Genomic DNA, 17,737 nt, shown 5'->3' on the forward strand with positions numbered 1-17,737 from the left:
GATTCCCCGGATGTTGTCGCGCATTCCAGCCGTTGCCCGCTGTCTGTCGCTTGCTGCACTGTGTGCGGCCGGCCCTGTCTCCGCTCTGGAGTTCCCGTTGCCGCCTCCTGGCGAAGACATCATCGGTCAGGTGCAGACCATCACCGCCAAGTACGAAGACACCTTCGCCGACCTGGGCACCAAGTACGATCTGGGCTATCTGGAAATGATCGCCGCCAACCCGGGTGTCGATGCCTGGTTGCCGGGCGCCGGCACTCAGGTAGTGCTGCCGACCCGTTTCATCCTGCCGCCGGGCCCGCGTGAGGGCATCGTCATCAACCTCGCCGAGTACCGTCTGTACTACTACCCGAAAGGCAAGAACGTGGTGTACACGTTCCCGCTGGGTATCGGCCGTGAAGGCTGGGGTTCGCCAGTGTCGACCACCAAGATCACCGCCAAGACGCCAAACCCGACCTGGACGCCGCCGGCGTCGGTGCGCGCCGAACACGCCGCCGATGGCGACATCCTGCCTGCCGTGGTGCCGGCCGGTCCGGACAACCCGCTGGGTCCGTTCAAGTTCGGTCTCGGCCTGCCGGGTTACCTGATCCACGGTTCGAACAAGAAGTTCGGCATCGGCATGCGCACCAGCCACGGCTGCTTCCGCATGTACAACAACAACGTGCTGGAAATGGCAGGCATGGTGCCGGTCGGGACCAGCGTGCGGATCATGAACGAGCCGTACAAGTTCGGTATCAGTGGCGGCAAGGTCTACCTGGAAGCCCACACACCGCTGGACGACAACGGCAACCCTTCGGTGGTCGACAAGCACACCGCGGTGATCAACGCGCTGCTCAAGCGTCAGGATCTGGCCAACAGCCTGCGGGTCAATTGGGATGAGGTGCGTGACGTGGTGGCTGCCGAAGACGGTCTGCCTGTCGAGATCGCGGTGCCGAACGCGAATGCGCCGGCAGTGACTGACGCGCCGATTACCACGATGCAGTAAGCGCTGCGTCCAGACCCGTCCACCGTGCCCTGCCGAAAGCGGGGTGGGGTGGACGGGTTTTTTATTGCCTGACGTTTGCCGGTGGCATCACGCGGGCAATAAAAAAGCCGACCCGAAGACGGATCGGCTTAGCAACAATCCCGAGGGATTATTACTTGCGGCTTGCCTTGTCCAGCATGCGCAGAGCGCGCTCGTTGGCTTCGTCGGCAGTTTGCTGAGCTTTCTGAGCAGCAGCCAGAGCTTCATCAGCCTTGCGGTAGGCTTCGTCAGCACGAGCTTGTGCACGAGCAGCTGCGTCTTCAGTAGCAGTCAGACGAGCTTCGGTTTCTTTGGATGCGCTGCTGCAACCGGTAGCCAGAACGGCGGCCAGGGCCAGAGCAGAGAATTTCAGAACGTTGTTCATCGTGTTCCCCTTAAAGGACTTCTTTCAAGTTAATCATCTCTCGAAAATGAGAAAATGACCGGCGTACATAGTACCCATTGTTTGTAGTAAGTAAACGGACTAAGCGCAAGAACCGCACAAAATTCTTTGCTTTGAAAGCCTTCCGTGCGAATCCTCACGTTTTTTGTCTGAAAAAACCTAGCGCGGTCAGACAAATACGTTCATCGGCAGGGCCGGTGCGCGGGTCAGGGGTGGCCTTTGCACACTGCCTGGCGGTCTGTCGTCGAATCCATGGTGAAGCGATTCTGCCGCGTGTTTCAGCCTTTTCTGTATAGACGATGATTGTTGCGAGCGCTTGTCTGCTTGCGCACAAAGTGACTCGGTTGGCACGGCGACGTCTCAACAGGCATTCCCGGCGATTCCGGCCGACCGGTCAGATGTGCGGCAGCGCATTTTACGGTTGATTTGCTTGAGCAGATTCGGCAATGGCGCCTACTATTTGCAGGTGCTCATTTGTTGGAGAACAGCCAGGCTTTTCTCGGTGTCCAAATCAGGCACGGGGTGGCGTAGACAGGCCCGATGAACAACGTGGCGAGGATGAAGCCTTTGTCATTAAAGCCTGTAGAGGTTCCTTCGCCGGAAAAACATCGGTAAGGTAAGGGTCAAAATCCAAGACCCGCGAGGAGTAGTGATGAGCGAGGCGTTGTCCATCCACCATGACAAGACCGGTCACCAGTTCGAGATTCACATCGACGGTCACCGTGCTTATCTGACGTACATGGATCTGGGGAAACAGACCCTGGATATCTATCGTACGTTCGTACCCAATGCGCTGCGGGGGCGAGGCATTGCTGCGGCCCTGACCGAAGTGGCTCTCGATTACGCCGACAGCATGGGTTACACCGTCATTCCGTCATGCTCTTATGTAGAGCGCTACATGGAGCGCAATCAGCGTCAGGCCGCCAAGATCTGACCCGCTTCATGCCGTAGCCATACCGCGTCACCATGAAAAACGCCGAGCAGATGCTCGGCGTTGTCGTTTCTGCGCGGGATCAACGCTTGCGCTTGGGCAGCACGTCTTTCAGTTTCGCGTGCATGCTGCGCAGGGTCTTCTCCGTGGCGTCCCAGTCGATGCAGGCGTCGGTGATGGAAACACCGTACTGCAGGTCGGCGAGATCCTTCGGAATGGCCTGGCAACCCCAGTTCAAATGGCTTTCCACCATCAGACCGATGATCGATTCGTTGCCTTCCAGGATCTGGTTGGCGACGTTCTCCATCACCAGCGGTTGCAGCGCCGGGTCCTTGTTGGAGTTGGCGTGGCTGCAGTCGACCATGATGTTCGGCTTGATCTTCGCCTTGGCCAGCGCCTGCTCGCACAGAGCAACGCTCACCGAGTCATAGTTCGGTTTGCCGTTGCCACCGCGCAGCACCACGTGACCGTAGGCGTTGCCCTTGGTGGTGACGATGGACACGCCGCCTTCCTGGTTGATACCGAGGAAGCGGTGCGGGTTGGACACCGACTGCAGCGCGTTGATGGCAACGGTCAGGCCGCCGTCGGTGCCGTTCTTGAAGCCGACAGCCGAAGACAGGCCGGAAGCCATTTCGCGGTGAGTCTGGGATTCGGTGGTGCGCGCGCCGATGGCCGACCAACTGATCAGATCCTGCAGGTATTGCGGAGAGATCGGGTCCAGTGCTTCGGTGGCGGTCGGCAGGCCTTTTTCAGCCAGGTCCAGCAGCAGCTGGCGACCGATGTGCAGGCCATCCTGGATCTTGAACGAGTCGTCCAGGTACGGGTCGTTGATCAGGCCTTTCCAGCCCACGGTGGTCCGTGGTTTCTCGAAATAGACGCGCATGACCAGATACAGGGTGTCGGAAACTTCCGCAGCCAGCGCCTTGAGGCGGTCGGCGTACTCGTGGGCAGCCTTGATGTCGTGGATCGAGCACGGCCCGATCACCACGAACAGGCGGTGGTCCTTGCCATCGAGAATGTTGCGGATGACTTCGCGGCCCTTGCTGACGGTCGCCTGAGCGGCGGCAGTGAGCGGAATTTCGCGCTTGAGCTGATCAGGGGTGATCAGCGTGTCATTGGAGGCAACGTTGAGGTCGTCAATCGGTAAATCGGCCATCGTGTTACTCATCAGGTCACGGATGCTGGCCGCCAATGTCCCCGAGCGGCGGAGCCGAGCAAGATTGAGCGCAGCGGGGGAGCCGAACCTTAGCGCGTTAGCCGGGGGTTCGACAATGGGTAAACACCGCTTTCGTCCAACCGGCGGGGCATTGGCGGGCGATTTCTCGTTTGCGGGCTGGCGGACAGGGTGCCGGAGGTGTCAATCACGCCGGTGGCGGCGATATAGTGTGCAGCCAGGCGAGAGGGGAGAGACGTGGATCAACTGCAACTGAGCGATTTCGATATCGACCGACAACTGCTGGCACTGCCGGGCACTTCGCTGCTGATTTTCACCAGCGTCGGCTGCTCCAGTTGTCGCTGGGCGCGACATCACTTGCCGGGACAGCCGCTGCCGGTCGAACGCCTGTGCTGGATCGATGCCGAAGAAAACGGCGGAGCGGTGCAGCGTTATGGCGTGTTTCACCTGCCTGCGCTGTTTGTCGTGCGCGACGGCGAGTTCTACGGCGGCCTGCGCAGCAAACTGACGGTCGATGCCATCACCGCTGGCCTCGATCAGGCCCTCGGTCTGCCCCCAGACGAATTACCTTGAGTGGAGTCTCCATGAGCGAAACCAGCCACAAACCCCGGATCGGCATCATCGGCACCGGTGCCATCGGCGGCTTTTATGGACTGATGCTGGCGCGCGCCGGCTATGACGTGCATTTTTTGCTGCGCAGCGAGTTCAGCGCGGTGTCGCAGAACGGCCTGCGTATCGACAGTCAGGTCCATGGTCTGCTGACCCTGGACAATGTTCAGGCTTATTCCTCGGCGGCCGACATGCCGCCCTGCGACTGGCTGCTGGTCGGCGCCAAGACCACCAGCAACGGCGACCTTGCGCCGGCCATCATCGAAGCGGCTGCAGCCGATGCCAAAGTGCTGCTGTTGCAGAACGGTCTCGCGGTGGAAGACGAACTGCGCGCCTTGCTGCCGGACTCGCTGCATCTGCTGGGTGGTCTGTGCTTTATCTGCGTGCACCGCACCGGCCCCGGACAGGTCACCCACCAGGCATTCGGTGCGGTCAACATCGGCTATCACAGCGGCCCAGCTGTTGACGCTGCGGCTAGCCTGCAGATTGTCGAGCAGGGCGCGGCACTGTTCCACGCTGCCGGGATCGAATCGGTGGCCATGGACAATCTGGACAAGGCGCGTTGGCAGAAACTGGTGTGGAACGTGCCCTACAACGGCCTTTCGGTGTTGCTCAATGCCAGTACCACGCCACTGATGGCAGACGAGGACAGCCGCGAACTGATTCAGGGGCTGATGGCCGAAGTGGTGCAGGGCGCCGAGGCGTGCGGCCATGAATTGCCGGAGGGTTATGCCGAGCAGCTTTTCAAGGTCACCGGGCACATGCCGGATTACAGGCCGAGCATGTACCACGACTTTCTTGAAAAGCGCCCGCTGGAGCTGGAGGCCATTTACGCCAGACCGCTGGCGGCCGCATTGGCGGCTGGTTGCGATATGCCGAAGATCCGTGCGCTCTATCACGCCCTGGCATTCATCGACCGCAACAATCGCTGAAAGCGTTTTGCTATTTGTGGGAGCGAATTCGTTCGCGAGGCGCCGGAACATCCGCAGAGTTTGCCGTGACCGGCACAACGCATCGCGAATGAATTCGCTCCCACAAGGTTTCACGCATTCTTCCCGTCTCAAGGAGAGCACCCATGGCCAATGATCTGACCCTGAAAACCGCGAGCAACAAGCTGGTGCTGGCCATTTCCTCGCGGGCGCTGTTCGATTTGCGGGAAAGCCACGAGATCTACATGGCCGACGGGGTGGCGGCGTACCGCCAATACCAGATCGACCACGAAGACGAAGTGCTGCAGCCAGGCGATGCGTTTCAGTTGGTGGAAAAACTGCTCAGCCTCAACGGCAGCCTCAGTCAGTCGCGGGTCGAGGTGGTTCTGGTTTCGCGCAACAGTGCCGACACGGGGTTGCGCGTGTTCAATTCGATCCAGCATTACGGGCTGGATATTTCGCGGGCGGCGTTTGTCGGTGGACGCAGCCCGTTTCCTTATCTGGCGGCCTTTGGCAGCCATCTGTTCCTTTCCACCCATGCCGAGGACGTGCGCAGCGCTCTGGACGCGGGTTTCGCCGCCGCCACCATTCTTTCCGGCGGCGCCCGGCGTGCGGCCAGTGCCGAGTTACGGATTGCCTTCGACGGTGATGCGGTGCTGTTTTCCGACGAATCGGAGCGCATTTACCAGAGCGGCGGTCTGGCGGCGTTTCAGGCCAGCGAGCGCGAGGCGGCTCGTCAGCCCTTGCCAGGTGGGCCGTTCAAGCCTTTTCTGGCGGCGCTGAACCTGTTGCAGCGCGAGTTTGCCGAAGAATCCTGTCCGATCCGCACGGCGCTGGTCACCGCTCGCTCGGCACCGGCCCATGAGCGGGTCATTCGCACGCTGCGCGAGTGGGACATCCGCCTGGACGAGTCGCTGTTTCTCGGCGGTCTGGAAAAATCGGCCTTTCTGGAAGCCTTTGCCGCCGACGTGTTTTTCGACGATCAACCCGGTCACTGCGAAAAAGCCCGCGAAGTCGTGGCGACCGGCCATGTCCCCCATGGCATCAGCAACGAGCTAAAACAGTGAACCTTTAGACCGAAAAGCTGTAGCGGGCCGCCTGATTTTCCGGCGCGCTGCTACTCTCAATCGTGTCTGCACCCGTCGTGGCTGCCCGGAGGTCCCATGATTCGCTCGATGCTTTATGCCACCGACCTCGGACTTTACGCGCCCTACGTGTTGCAGCATGCGCTGGCGCTGGCCAGGACCTTCAATGCCGAGCTTCATGTGATTCACGTGGTCGAACCCATGGGGCTGTTTGCCGAATCGCTGCTGCAGAGTTACCTGGATGAGGACGTGCTTCGGGAGCTGCATAGCGAGGGTATCAACACGGTGATCGAAGGTATCGAATCGCAGGTACTCACCAGTTTTCGCGACGAGTTGGGGGAAGACAATCGGGACCTTGAGCTGATCCGCAGCGTACGGGTGGTTCAGGGCGATCCTTCCAACGTGATACTCGAACAGGCCGGCCGGCTTGAGGTCGATCTGTTGGTGGTCGGCAGTCACAGCCACGGCACCGTCGGGGATACCCCGATCGGACGCACCGCAGCGCGGGTGCTGCAGCTGTCCGAAGTGCCGGTGTACATGGTGCCGATGCTGCAAAACCGCGCTGTTCGCTGAACGTAAACCGGGAAAACGGCAGGGGGCGTTAAAAGCAGCGTGCCATTACAGAATAAAAGTGATAAAAAGTTCTAGCTTTGTCTTCTGACCATTAATCCAGTTATATACCGTCGCTGATGCCCGTGGCGTCTTCCGGCTTTGAGGGATATATATGAAGCTTCAACAATTGCGCTACATCTGGGAAGTGGCGCACCACGACCTCAACGTTTCGGCCACGGCGCAGAGTCTGTACACCTCGCAGCCGGGGATCAGCAAGCAGATCCGCCTGCTGGAAGACGAACTGGGGGTCGAGGTCTTTGCGCGCAGCGGCAAGCACCTGACCCGTGTGACGCCGGCGGGGGAGCGCATCATTACCACGGCAGGCGAAATCCTGCGCAAGGTCGAAAGCATCAAGCAGATCGCTCAGGAATTTTCCAACGAGAAGAAAGGCACCCTGTCGATTGCCACCACCCACACCCAGGCCCGCTATGCGTTGCCGCCGGTGATCAGCAACTTCATCAAGCAATACCCGGACGTAGCCCTGCACATGCACCAGGGTTCGCCGATGCAGATCGCCGAAATGGCCGCTGACGGCACCGTCGATTTCGCCATCGCCACCGAAGCGCTGGAGTTGTTCGGCGACTTGGTGATGATGCCGTGCTACACGTGGAACCGCTGCGTGGTGGTGCCGCAGGGCCATCCGCTGACCAAGCTGCCGAAGCTGACCCTGGAAATTCTCGCCGAATACCCGATCGTCACTTATGTGTTCGGTTTTACCGGCCGTTCCAAGCTCGACGAGGCCTTCAGCCATCGCGGCCTGACACCGAAAGTGGTGTTTACCGCGGCCGACGCCGACGTGATCAAGACCTATGTACGCCTCGGCCTGGGTGTGGGCATCGTCGCCAAGATGGCGGTGGACCCGAAGCTGGATAGCGATCTGGTGGTGCTCGACGCCAGCGAGCTGTTTGAAGCCAGCATCACCAAGATCGGCTTCCGTCGCGGCACCTTCCTGCGTGGCTTCATGTGCGATTTCATCGAGAAATTCGCCCCGCACCTGACCCGCGACGTGATGGCCAAGGCCATTCAGTGCCACAACAAGCAGGAGCTCGAAGAGCTGTTCGACGGCGTGGTGCTGCCAGAGCATTGAGTCCAGGCATTTTGAAATTGTAGGAGTGAGCTTGCTCGCGATTGCGGTGTATCAGCCACTGATGCAGTGCCGGATCTGACGCATCGCGAGCAAGCTCACTCCTACAAAGCTGCGTCAGGCTTTACCGATCAAATTCCCCGCATGCAGCCCGCATTCTTTCTGCGTGGCTTCTTCCCACCACCAGCGGCCTTCACGCTCGTGCTGGTTCGGCAGAACTGGGCGGGTGCAGGGTTCGCAGCCGATGCTGATGAAGCCTCGTTCGTGCAGGCTGTTGTATGGCAGTTCGAGCATGCGGATGTAGTTCCACACGTCGGCGCTGCTCATCTGTGCCAGCGGGTTGAACTTGTACAGGGGGCGTTCCGGGGTCGAGAACGCGCCGTCGATTTCCACTACGGCAACATTGTTGCGGGTGTTCGGGCTCTGGTCGCGGCGTTGGCCGGTGGCCCAGGCGCGAACGTCGCTCAGCTTGCGGCGCAGCGGCTCGATCTTGCGCACGCCGCAGCATTCGCCATGACCGTCCTTGTAGAAACTGAACAGGCCCTTTTCCTTGACGAACGGTTCAAGCTTGTCGCGATCTGGCGAAACGATATCAATGGAGATCTTGTACTGCTCGCGCACCTGGTCGATGAAGCGATAGGTCTCCGGGTGCAGGCGACCGGTGTCGAGGCTGAACACCTTGACGTTCTTGTTGATCTTCCAGGCCATGTCGACCAGCACGACGTCTTCGGCGCCGCTGAAGGAAATCCACAGTTCGTCGCCGAAATGCTGGAAAGCGAACTTGAGAATGTCCTGGGCGGACTTGTTGGCGTAGGTCGCGGCGATCTCGTCGACGTCGAAAGGGTGGCTCATCAGGCGGCTTCCTAATCAAAAGAATGGCGCTTAGGCGCTCGTAATGGCGCAGATGGTAACAAAAACCTTCGGCGATTTGCCTGAAACCTGCGTTTGCGCAAGTCCCGGGGCACTGGCTAGAGTGCTGTCTGCGGCAACGTCGCCCGGCAGAAGTGTTCAAGGAGTGATCTGTGGAAATTGCCTGTCTTGATCTGGAAGGTGTGCTGGTCCCGGAAATCTGGATCGCGTTTGCGGAGAAAACCGGTATCCATTCGCTGCGGGCCACCACCCGCGACATTGCGGACTACGACGTACTGATGCGCCAGCGTTTGCGCATTCTCGACGAGCATGGCTTGAAGCTGGCCGACATTCAGGAAGTGATCGGCACGCTCAAGCCGCTGGACGGCGCGGTCGAGTTCGTCGGCTGGCTGCGCGAGCGTTTTCAGGTGGTGATCCTGTCGGACACCTTCTACGAGTTTTCCCAGCCGTTGATGCGCTAGCTCGGCTTTCCGACTCTGCTTTGCCACCGGTTGATCACCGACAATGTCGGGCGCGTGGTCGACTATCAGTTGCGCCAGAAAGACCCCAAGCGCCAATCGGTGCTGGCGTTCAAGAGTCTGTATTACCGAGTCATCGCTGCCGGCGACTCGTACAACGACACCAGCATGCTGGGTGAGGCCGACGCGGGGATTCTGTTCCATGCACCGGACAACGTGATCCGCGAATTCCCGCAGTTTCCGGCGGTGCATACCTTCGAGGATCTGAAACGGGAATTCATCAAGGCGTCGAATCGATCACTGCCGATGGATTGAGGGCCCACTCTGTAGGAGCCGGCTTGCTGGCGAATTGGCTTGCCTCCCGACATAGCGTGTTCCATGTAGGAGTGAGCTTGCTCGCGATAGCGTCACGGCAGGCAATGCGCAGGCAACGATCCAGCGCCATCGCGAGCAAGCTCACTCCTACAAGGTGTTACAACGCCTCCAGCGTCCGCATCAGCACCTGCACCTTGGTGAAGGTTTCCTGATACTCGGCCTGCCACTGCGAATCGGCGACGATGCCGCCGCCACCCCAGCAGGCGATACTTCCGTTTTTGGCCAGCAGGCTGCGGATGGCGATGGAGCTGTCCATTTCTCCGCGCACGTCCAGATACAGCAATGAGCCGCAATACAGCGCCCGGCGGGTGGGCTCCAGTTCGTCGATGATCTGCATCGAGCGGATTTTCGGCGCGCCGGTGATCGAGCCGCCAGGGAAGCTGCCGCCGATCAGGTCCAGCGCATCCTTGTCCCCGGCCAGCTCGCCGGTCACGACGCTGACCAGATGGTGTACGTTGGGGTAGCTTTCCAGGCTGAACAGCTCCGGCACCCTGACTGAACCGATGCGACAGGTGCGCCCCAGATCGTTGCGCAGCAGGTCGACGATCATCAGGTTTTCCGCACGGTCCTTCTTGCTTGCCAGCAGTTCGTCGGCGAACGCGGCATCTTCTTCGACATCCTTGCCCCGTGGCCGGGTGCCCTTGATCGGGCGGGTTTCCACCTGGCGCTGGCTGACCTTGACGAAGCGCTCCGGCGACAGGCTCAGCACGGCGTCGTTGTCGGGCAGGCTGATGAAACCGGCGAACGGCGTCGGGCAGGCGATGCGCAGAGCCTGATAGGCCGCCCACGGATCGCCGCTGTACTCGCCGCGGAAGCGCTGGGCGAAGTTCACCTGATAGCAGTCACCGGCCTGGATGTAGTCGTGAATGCGTTCGATGGCCTGCTGATAGCGTTCGGCGTTGATGTCCGGGGCGAAAGGCGCGGTCAGATGGAACGCGACGGCGTCGGCAGCAATGGGCTGCTCGAACAGCGCAATCAAACGTTGACGTTCGTCATCGGCCAGGGCCGGGTGAAACATCAGTTGGCAGCTGCCTTGCAGGTGATCGGTGATCAGCGCCCAGGCGTACAGACCCAGCCGCGCATCAGGCAGATGCAGATCGTCGATGGCGGCGCTGGGCAACGGCTCCAGCAGGCGACCGAAGTCATAGGCCAGATAGCCGATCACACCGCCAGCGAACGGCAGCGGGCTGTTATCCGGCAGTTGCGCGTTGCCCAGGCTGTTCAGGGCGTCGCGCAGGCGTTGCAGGAATGCGGCGCCGTTTTCGTCGGAGTCCGGCGTGAATGTGTCCAGCGGCCAGGCGCTGAGAATGTCGAAACGGCCACGGTCTGCTTGCGGTCGGCCGCTGTCCAGCAGCACGGCACCGGGCGCGTGGCGAATGCGCGAAAAGTATTCGGTCGGGTCTACGTGGTAGGCGAGAGGGTGCAGCGAACAGGTTGGCATGCGAGGTTTGTCGATCATGGTGCGGACGGCGATTGTAGTCCTGTGGCGGGTGGAGGCCTAGGGGGATGTCGGGGTTGGGCTAGCGGGTGACGATCCGTTGATATCGTTCTGGTTACCCGTGGGTATGGTCTCTGCGGAATCTGTGGGAGGGAGCCCTGCTCGCGAAAGCGTCATTCCAATCACTGCAGCATCGTCTGAACTGACGTCTTCACGAGCGGGGCTCCCTCCCACAGGGTTTGGGTTGTCTGAAGGCGTTCGGTTTACCGCCGGACAGCGCGTGGGGCTGTTTCAGACATGCCCAAACAATCCCTGCACGAATTTCACCCGTTCTTCCGGGGTTTCGTGACGCCCTTCGGCGGCCAGCTCTTCCAGATGTTGTTCCACCGCCACGGTGCGATGGGTCAGGCCGCAGTCGTTGGCGATCTGGATGTTCAGACCGGGGCGGGCGTTGAGTTCGAGGATCAGCGGGCCTCGGTCCTGGTCCAGCACCATGTCCACGCCGATATAGCCCAGGCCGCACAGCTCGTAGCACTCGGCTGCGAGCCTCATGAAGCCGTCCCAATTCGGCAACTGCACGCCGTCCACCGCATTGGTGGTGTCCGGGTGCTTGCTGATGATGTTGTTCAGCCAGGTACCGCGCAGGGTCAGGCCGGTCGCCAGATCGACGCCAACACCGATGGCGCCCTGGTGCAGGTTGGCCTTGCCGCCGGACTGACGGGTCGGCAGGCGTAGCATGGCCATTACCGGGTAGCCCATCAGCACGATGACGCGGATGTCCGGTACGCCTTCGTAGCTGATGCTCTTGAAGATCGGGTCGGGGGTGACGCGGTACTCGATCAGTGCGCGGTCGCGATGGCCGCCCAGGGAATACAGGCCGGTGAGGATGCTGGAAATCTGGTGCTCGATCTCGTCGTGGCTGATGATGCGCCCGGAAATCGTGCGAAAGCGCCCCTCGAAACGGTCGGCGATCACCAGGATGCCGTCGCCGCCGGCGCCCTGGGCCGGCTTGATGACGAAGTCGCTGCGCTCGCCGATGATCTCGTCGAGTTTTTCGATTTCCTTCTCGGTGGAGATGATCCCGTACATCTCCGGGACATGAATGCCGGCGGCAATGGCTCGTTCCTTGGTGATGATCTTGTCATCGACGATGGGGTAGAGGCTGCGCTTGTTGTACTTGAGCACGTAGTCGGCGTTACGCCGGTTGATGCCCATGATCCCCTTGGCTTCCAGGGCCTTCCAGGTTTTCCACCAACCGATCATTTGGCGCTTTCCCGTTCGGCGTCTTCCTTGAGGAAGGCCTTGAAGCGCACCAGTTCTGTCAGGCGGTAGCCGCGATAACGGCCCATGGCGAGCATGAAGCCGACCAGGATCAGCAGGATCGCCGGGAACGTGAAGACGAAGTAGATGAACTCCGGCACGGTCATGATGATGTGCGCCAGGGAGGCCGCGAACAGCGTGCCGATGGCGACTTTCATGGCATGGCTGCCGCCGCGCTCTTCCCAGGTGATCGACAGGCGTTCGATGGTCATGGTCAGGATCACCATCGGGAACAGCGCCACCGACAACCCGCGCTCCAGCCCCAGCTTGTGGCTGAGCAGGCTGATGGCGGCGATCAGCACCACGACGAAGGTCAACACCACCGACAGGCGCGGCAGCATCTGCAGCTTGAGATGCTCCAGGTAGGAGCGCAGCGACAGGCCCAGGGCAGTGATGATGGTGAACAGCACGATGCCGAAGCCCAGCTGGGTTTCGCGGAACGCCAGGGCGATCAGCACCGGGGTGAAGGTACCGAGGGTCTGCAGGCCGATCAGGTTGCGCAGGATCAGGATCACCAGCACGCCGATCGGGATCATCACCATGATCATGAAGGTCTGCTGGGTTTGCAGCGGCAGGCCGTACAGCGAGTATTCGAGGAAGTCGGCGTCGGTGCTTTCGTCGGTCAGCTTGGCCAGGCGGATGGCGTTCATCTCGCTGTTGTTCAGGCTGAAGGTCACGCTGGCTTTCTTGCCGCCCTCGACGGTGATCAGGTTGTCGTCACCGATCCACCACAGCAGGCGGTCCTGGGGCAGGCCGGCCTCGCCGGTTTCCGGGTTGAAATACAGCCAGTCCTTGCCGTTGAAGCTGCGCAGCCACAGCTCGGGCGTCTGCGGCTGATCGGCGACCAGGCGGATGGTGTGGACCTTTTCCACCGGCACGTGGGCGATGGACAGCAGGATTTCGGTGATGCGTGCCTTGTTCGCGATCGAGTTGTCGCCGGCCAGCAGCAGTTTGACGTTGTCGTCAGCCTGATTGTTGACACGTTTGATGGCTTCGCTGACGAAGGTTTCGACGTCGGCAGAGTGTTGCCGGATCGGCGCGAGCAGGGCATCGGCGGCGATCTTTTCCGGGCCTTCGACGGCGATGCTGTCGCGGAAGATCGGGCCCTTGACCTTGGCTTTTTCGCCGCCGTAGCGCTTGGTCAGCACCAGCCGGTAGTAAAGGGTCTGGTTGCCGTTGGCGCGACGGGCCGACCAGGTCACCTTGCGGTTGCCGTCGGCGCGGTTGACGTTCACGCCATAGTTATTGGAAATGAAACTCTCGTTGAGGCTGATGTAATCCCGCGACAGGGGCGGCACGTACATCTGCACCTTGACCGAGTCTTTCGGGTTGGCGACGAACTCGACCTTGGCGTCGATGTTCCACAGGTCGTCGGTTTCGTCTTCGGTCACCGGAATGCCGAGTACCAGTATCTGATAGGCCGTGATCGCAATGCCCAGGGTGACCAGGGCCGCGATCAGGATTTTCAGATGGAGGGTAAGAGAGCGCATGTCGTTACTCTGCGGGTTGAGCATCTATGACGCAGGCGGGTTTGCCCGCTGCGTATTTAAGGCTTGGATCGACCAGCGCATCGAAGCGCTTGAGCGCTTCGGAGCCAATCAAAAGCGGGTATTGGAATGCACTTCGGTCGGTCAAGTTCACTTCTATGGTGCGAGCCACGTTGCCCATGCACACCGCCAGACTGATTACCGGGCGCGAGGTGTACTTCTTCTCGTCGTCAGGGTCGACGTCACCGGCGCGGCGCTTGATCTTGCTGACCCGCGACAGGGGGCGTTCGATAGGGTGTTCGTGGGCATCGTCGATGGCCAGATAGAAGCGCACCCAGGATTCGCCGTCGCGCTTGAAACGCTTGATGTCACGGGCGCTGAGGGAGGCGGTCTTGGCGCCGGTGTCCAGTTTGGCGGCGACCTGCAGGTCGATGTCGGTCAGCGCGGCATATTCGTTGAGGCCGTAGACGGTCTTGGCGGCGGCGCGCACCGGGTCGCTGAGGAGCAGGCCGGGGAGGTAGAGACATAAAAGAAAGAGAAGGGGATGGCGGCTCATAGGTCCTGGCGCGATGAAGGGGAACGGGGAGCTGTCATGCCGTGAGCTCCGGTCTGGACAGGCGCTGAACCATGGTCGCTACGGACGTCCCTGGCTTGTCTGCGGTGGCAGACGGATGCGGTCGGCATTCTAGCATGAAGGTTTTATGGCGCCAGCGAAGCGCGCGGTGCGGGCGTTTGTGCGAGGCATGGGTCATGTCAGCCGGTTATTAGACGATTGTCGACAATCCATAAAATGTCTTTGACGAAAAGCTGTCATGAGGCTAGCTTTAGCCGCATTAACAGACAAGGTGTCGACAATGTTGGATGCCCTAGAGCCGACGGCTACATCCGCAGTGGATTCGGAAACCCTGTCGGAGAACGTTTTCCGACGCATTCAGGCGGCAATCGTCAAGGGCGAGATCGCCCCCGGCAGCAAGATTTCCGAGCCGGAACTGGCGCGCACCTACGGCATCAGCCGCGGGCCGCTGCGTGAGGCGATCCATCGTCTGGAAGGCCAGCGCCTGCTGGTTCGCGTCCCCCACGTCGGCGCGCGGGTCGTGTCGCTGAGCCACGCCGAGCTGGTGGAACTCTACGAAATCCGCGAGTCGCTGGAGGGTATGGCCTGCCGGCTGGCCGCCGAGCGCATGACGGTCGAAGAGATCGACGAGTTGCGCCGGGTGCTCGACACCCACGAACGCGACAGCGCATTCCAGGCCGGCGTCGGCTATTACCAGCAGGAAGGCGATTTCGACTTTCACTACCGGATCATTCAGGGCGCGCGCAACAGCACCCTGACCCAGATGCTCTGCGGCGAGCTGTATCAACTGGTGCGCATGTACCGCATCCAGTTTTCCACTACGCCGAACCGGCCACGTCAGGCCTTCAGCGAGCACCACCGCATTCTCGACGCCATCGCCGACCGTGATGGCGAACTGGCTGAACTGTTGATGCGTCGCCATATCGGCGCGTCGAAACGCAATATCGAACAGCACTATCAAGCTGCTACTGCCCGAGGTGAACAATGACTTCAAGAACGACTGCCGGCCAGCGCTTCCGCGACGCCGTTGCCAGCGAGCATCCGTTGCAAGTGGTCGGTGCCATCAACGCCAATCACGCACTGCTGGCCCAGCGTGCCGGTTTCAAGGCGATTTATCTGTCCGGTGGCGGTGTTGCCGCAGGTTCGCTGGGGCTGCCTGATCTGGGTATCACCGGTCTGGATGATGTACTGACCGACGTGCGTCGCATCACCGATGTCTGCGATCTGCCGCTGCTGGTGGATGTCGACACCGGTTTCGGCGCGTCGGCGTTCAACGTGGCGCGCACGGTCAAGTCGATGATCAAGTTCGGTGCTGCGGCCATGCACATCGAGGATCAGGTCGGCGCCAAGCGTTGCGGCCACCGTCCGGGCAAGGAAATCGTCTCGCAGCAGGAAATGGTCGACCGCATCAAGGCGGCAGTGGATGCGCGCACCGACGACAGCTTCGTGATCATGGCGCGCACCGACGCGCTGGCGGTCGAAGGGCTGGAATCGGCACTGGATCGCGCCGCTGCCTGCATCGAAGCGGGCGCTGACATGGTCTTCCCGGAAGCCATCACCGAGCTTGAGATGTACAAGCTGTTCGCCTCGCGGGTGAAGGCGCCGATCCTGGCCAACATCACCGAATTCGGCGCCACGCCGCTGTTCACCACCGAAGAGCTGGCGTCTGCCGACGTGTCGCTGGTGCTGTATCCGCTGTCGGCGTTCCGTGCCATGAACAAGGCGGCCGAGAACGTCTACACCGCGATTCGTCGCGACGGCACGCAAAAGCACGTTGTCGACACCATGCAGACCCGCATGGAGTTGTATGAACGCATCGATTACCACGCTTTCGAACAGAAACTGGATGCGCTGTTTGCGCAGAAGAAATCGTAACGCACCTCTGACCGCACCTGTAGGAGTGAGCTTGCTCGCGATGACTGAGTGACATGCAGCACGGCTGTCGGCGGGCCAACCGCTATCGCGAGCAAGCTCACTCCTACAAAGAACGTGTTCGCGCCCGACCGTAAGGCGTGGCAGAAGTTGAATTGCCGATTCCCTAAAAATTTCAAGATTGGAGAGAGCAATGGCTGAAGGAAAAGTATTGAGTGGCGCCGGCCTGCGTGGTCAGGTTGCCGGACAGACTGCTCTGTCGACCGTGGGCCAGGCCGGTGCCGGTCTGACCTACCGCGGCTATGACGTACGCGAGCTGGCCGCCGACGCCCGCTTTGAAGAAGTGGCCTACCTGCTGCTGTACGGCGAGCTGCCGACCCAGGCGCAGCTGGACGCCTACCTGAAAAAACTCCAGGGCCTGCGCGATTTGCCGCAAGCGCTGAAAGAAGTGCTCGAACGCATTCCCGCCGACGCCCATCCGATGGATGTGATGCGCACTGGCTGCTCGATGCTCGGCAACCTGGAACCGGAAACCAGTTTCGACCAGCAGCGCGATTCCACCGACCGGCTGCTCGCCGCGTTCCCGGCGATCATGTGCTATTGGTACCGCTACAGCCACGACGGCAAGCGCATCGATTGCGTGACCGACGAAGTGTCCATCGGTGGTCATTTCCTCAAGCTCTTGCTGGACAAGACCCCGAGCGAACTGCACCGCAAGGTCATGGACGTTTCGCTGATTCTCTACGCAGAGCACGAATTCAACGCCTCGACCTTCACCGCGCGGGTCTGTGCGTCGACCCTGTCCGACCTGTTCTCCTGCATCACCGCCGCCATCGGCAGCCTGCGCGGCCCGCTGCACGGCGGCGCCAACGAGGCGGCGATGGAGATGATCGAGAGGTTTTCGTCGGCCGAGGACGCGGTCAAGGGCACCCTGGCGATGCTCGAACGCAAGGACAAGATCATGGGCTTCGGTCACGCGATCTATAAGGACAACGACCCGCGCAACGAGGTGATCAAGGGCTGGTCGAAAAAGCTCGCCGACGAAGTGGGTGACAAGGTGCTGTTCCCGGTCTCCGAAGCCATCGACAAGACCATGTGGGAGCAGAAGAAGCTGTTCCCCAACGCCGACTTCTACCATGCCTCGGCGTACCACTTCATGGGCATTCCGACCAAGCTGTTCACGCCGATCTTCGTCTGCTCGCGCCTGACCGGCTGGGCGTCCCATGTGTTCGAGCAACGTGCCAACAACCGCATCATCCGCCCGAGCGCCGAATACATCGGCGTCGAACAGCGCAAGTTCGTGCCAATCGAACAACGCTGAATGGTGGGATGCCTGAACCGGATCTGAATGACCCCGGATCCCCGTAGGAGTGAGCTTGCTCGCGATGGCGCTTTTGCAGGCGCCAATGACATCGACTGAAAGATCGCGATCGCGAGCAAGCTCACTCCTATAAGTGGACGGTGTTCCGTTCGGGTGCCGAATCAGGCCCCACCCTTTGAAACTACCGTGACCGAG

Annotated in this window: 17 protein-coding genes and 1 pseudogene; 11 read left to right on the forward strand and 7 right to left on the reverse strand. The window is 60.8% G+C overall.

Features of this window, described 5'->3' with window-relative positions; all coding sequences use genetic code 11:
- Positions 1-10 precede the first annotated feature (10 nt).
- On the forward strand, positions 11-982 hold the full coding sequence (locus tag ACIPL0_RS15610) for a L,D-transpeptidase family protein (RefSeq protein ID WP_400598413.1): 972 nt from the start codon (positions 11-13) through the stop codon (positions 980-982).
- 151 nt (positions 983-1,133) lie between these two features.
- Here ACIPL0_RS15610 and oprI read toward each other — a convergent pair whose 3' ends face one another.
- Complete coding sequence (oprI, locus tag ACIPL0_RS15615; RefSeq protein ID WP_025113130.1) at positions 1,134-1,385, reverse strand: outer membrane lipoprotei OprI; 252 nt, start codon at positions 1,383-1,385, stop codon at positions 1,134-1,136.
- A gap of 670 nt (positions 1,386-2,055) precedes the next feature.
- On the opposite strand from oprI, the gene ACIPL0_RS15620 reads away from it, so the two are divergent.
- Positions 2,056-2,337 carry a GNAT family N-acetyltransferase gene (locus ACIPL0_RS15620; RefSeq protein ID WP_400598415.1) on the forward strand — a complete coding sequence of 94 codons (282 nt, stop codon included), beginning with the start codon at positions 2,056-2,058 and terminating at the stop codon, positions 2,335-2,337.
- 79 nt (positions 2,338-2,416) lie between these two features.
- On the opposite strand, the gene ACIPL0_RS15625 is transcribed toward ACIPL0_RS15620, so the two are convergent.
- A complete protein-coding gene (locus ACIPL0_RS15625) occupies positions 2,417-3,490 on the reverse strand; it encodes a 3-deoxy-7-phosphoheptulonate synthase (RefSeq protein ID WP_400598418.1) in 1,074 nt (357 codons plus the stop codon).
- Between the two features lie 255 nt (positions 3,491-3,745).
- On the opposite strand from ACIPL0_RS15625, the gene ACIPL0_RS15630 reads away from it, so the two are divergent.
- The 5 genes from ACIPL0_RS15630 (at position 3,746) to cysB (ending at position 7,830) form a co-directional block, all read left to right on the forward strand.
- On the forward strand, positions 3,746-4,081 hold the full coding sequence (locus ACIPL0_RS15630; RefSeq protein WP_400598420.1) for a thioredoxin: 336 nt from the start codon (positions 3,746-3,748) through the stop codon (positions 4,079-4,081).
- Between the two features lie 11 nt (positions 4,082-4,092).
- Positions 4,093-5,049 (forward strand): putative 2-dehydropantoate 2-reductase, encoded by a 957-nt coding sequence (locus ACIPL0_RS15635; protein WP_400598421.1) that lies wholly within the window; start codon positions 4,093-4,095, stop codon positions 5,047-5,049.
- Between the two features lie 143 nt (positions 5,050-5,192).
- Positions 5,193-6,113, forward strand: a complete 921-nt coding sequence (locus tag ACIPL0_RS15640; protein ID WP_400598422.1) for a 5'-nucleotidase — start codon at positions 5,193-5,195, stop codon at positions 6,111-6,113.
- Between the two features lie 96 nt (positions 6,114-6,209).
- On the forward strand, positions 6,210-6,704 hold the full coding sequence (locus tag ACIPL0_RS15645; protein WP_400598424.1) for a universal stress protein: 495 nt from the start codon (positions 6,210-6,212) through the stop codon (positions 6,702-6,704).
- Between the two features lie 151 nt (positions 6,705-6,855).
- The gene (gene cysB, locus ACIPL0_RS15650) at positions 6,856-7,830 is read left to right on the forward strand and encodes an HTH-type transcriptional regulator CysB (RefSeq protein ID WP_062382408.1); all 975 of its coding nucleotides are present in this window, start codon (positions 6,856-6,858) and stop codon (positions 7,828-7,830) included.
- Between the two features lie 114 nt (positions 7,831-7,944).
- On the opposite strand, the gene ACIPL0_RS15655 is transcribed toward cysB, so the two are convergent.
- The gene (locus ACIPL0_RS15655; RefSeq protein ID WP_400731550.1) at positions 7,945-8,679 is read right to left on the reverse strand and encodes a phosphoadenylyl-sulfate reductase; all 735 of its coding nucleotides are present in this window, start codon (positions 8,677-8,679) and stop codon (positions 7,945-7,947) included.
- A 170-nt stretch (positions 8,680-8,849) separates the two neighbouring features.
- Between ACIPL0_RS15655 and thrH the strand changes: the two are divergent.
- Positions 8,850-9,470: pseudogene (thrH, locus tag ACIPL0_RS15660) on the forward strand (bifunctional phosphoserine phosphatase/homoserine phosphotransferase ThrH).
- A 157-nt stretch (positions 9,471-9,627) separates the two neighbouring features.
- Here the strand turns inward: thrH and pabB are convergent.
- The 4 genes from pabB to ACIPL0_RS15680 all read right to left on the reverse strand — a co-directional run bounded on the left by pabB (position 9,628) and on the right by ACIPL0_RS15680 (position 14,331).
- Positions 9,628-10,971, reverse strand: a complete 1,344-nt coding sequence (gene pabB / locus ACIPL0_RS15665) for an aminodeoxychorismate synthase component I (protein WP_400598482.1) — start codon at positions 10,969-10,971, stop codon at positions 9,628-9,630.
- Positions 10,972-11,259: 288 nt separating this feature from the next.
- Entirely contained in the window at positions 11,260-12,228 is a 969-nt protein-coding gene (locus ACIPL0_RS15670) for an alpha-L-glutamate ligase-like protein (RefSeq protein WP_400598483.1), read from the reverse strand.
- Positions 12,228-13,778, reverse strand: coding sequence for an inactive transglutaminase family protein (locus ACIPL0_RS15675; protein ID WP_400598428.1), 1,551 nt, complete (start codon positions 13,776-13,778; stop codon positions 12,228-12,230). Before ACIPL0_RS15675 ends, ACIPL0_RS15670 begins: the two co-directional genes overlap by 1 nt.
- 4 nt (positions 13,779-13,782) lie before the next feature.
- Positions 13,783-14,331, reverse strand: coding sequence for an ATP-dependent zinc protease (locus tag ACIPL0_RS15680; RefSeq protein ID WP_400598430.1), 549 nt, complete (start codon positions 14,329-14,331; stop codon positions 13,783-13,785).
- A gap of 298 nt (positions 14,332-14,629) precedes the next feature.
- On the opposite strand from ACIPL0_RS15680, the gene ACIPL0_RS15685 reads away from it, so the two are divergent.
- The 3 genes from ACIPL0_RS15685 (at position 14,630) to prpC (ending at position 17,542) form a co-directional block, all read left to right on the forward strand.
- Positions 14,630-15,337, forward strand: a complete 708-nt coding sequence (locus ACIPL0_RS15685; RefSeq protein ID WP_400598431.1) for a GntR family transcriptional regulator — start codon at positions 14,630-14,632, stop codon at positions 15,335-15,337.
- Positions 15,334-16,224 carry a methylisocitrate lyase gene (gene prpB, locus ACIPL0_RS15690; protein ID WP_400598433.1) on the forward strand — a complete coding sequence of 297 codons (891 nt, stop codon included), beginning with the start codon at positions 15,334-15,336 and terminating at the stop codon, positions 16,222-16,224. Before ACIPL0_RS15685 ends, prpB begins: the two co-directional genes overlap by 4 nt.
- Before the next feature lie 190 nt (positions 16,225-16,414).
- On the forward strand, positions 16,415-17,542 hold the full coding sequence (gene prpC / locus ACIPL0_RS15695; RefSeq protein ID WP_400598434.1) for a 2-methylcitrate synthase: 1,128 nt from the start codon (positions 16,415-16,417) through the stop codon (positions 17,540-17,542).
- Positions 17,543-17,737: the final 195 nt, after the last annotated feature.

Source organism: Pseudomonas sp. NPDC090208 (assembly GCF_044746785.1).
GTDB lineage: Bacteria > Pseudomonadota > Gammaproteobacteria > Pseudomonadales > Pseudomonadaceae > Aquipseudomonas.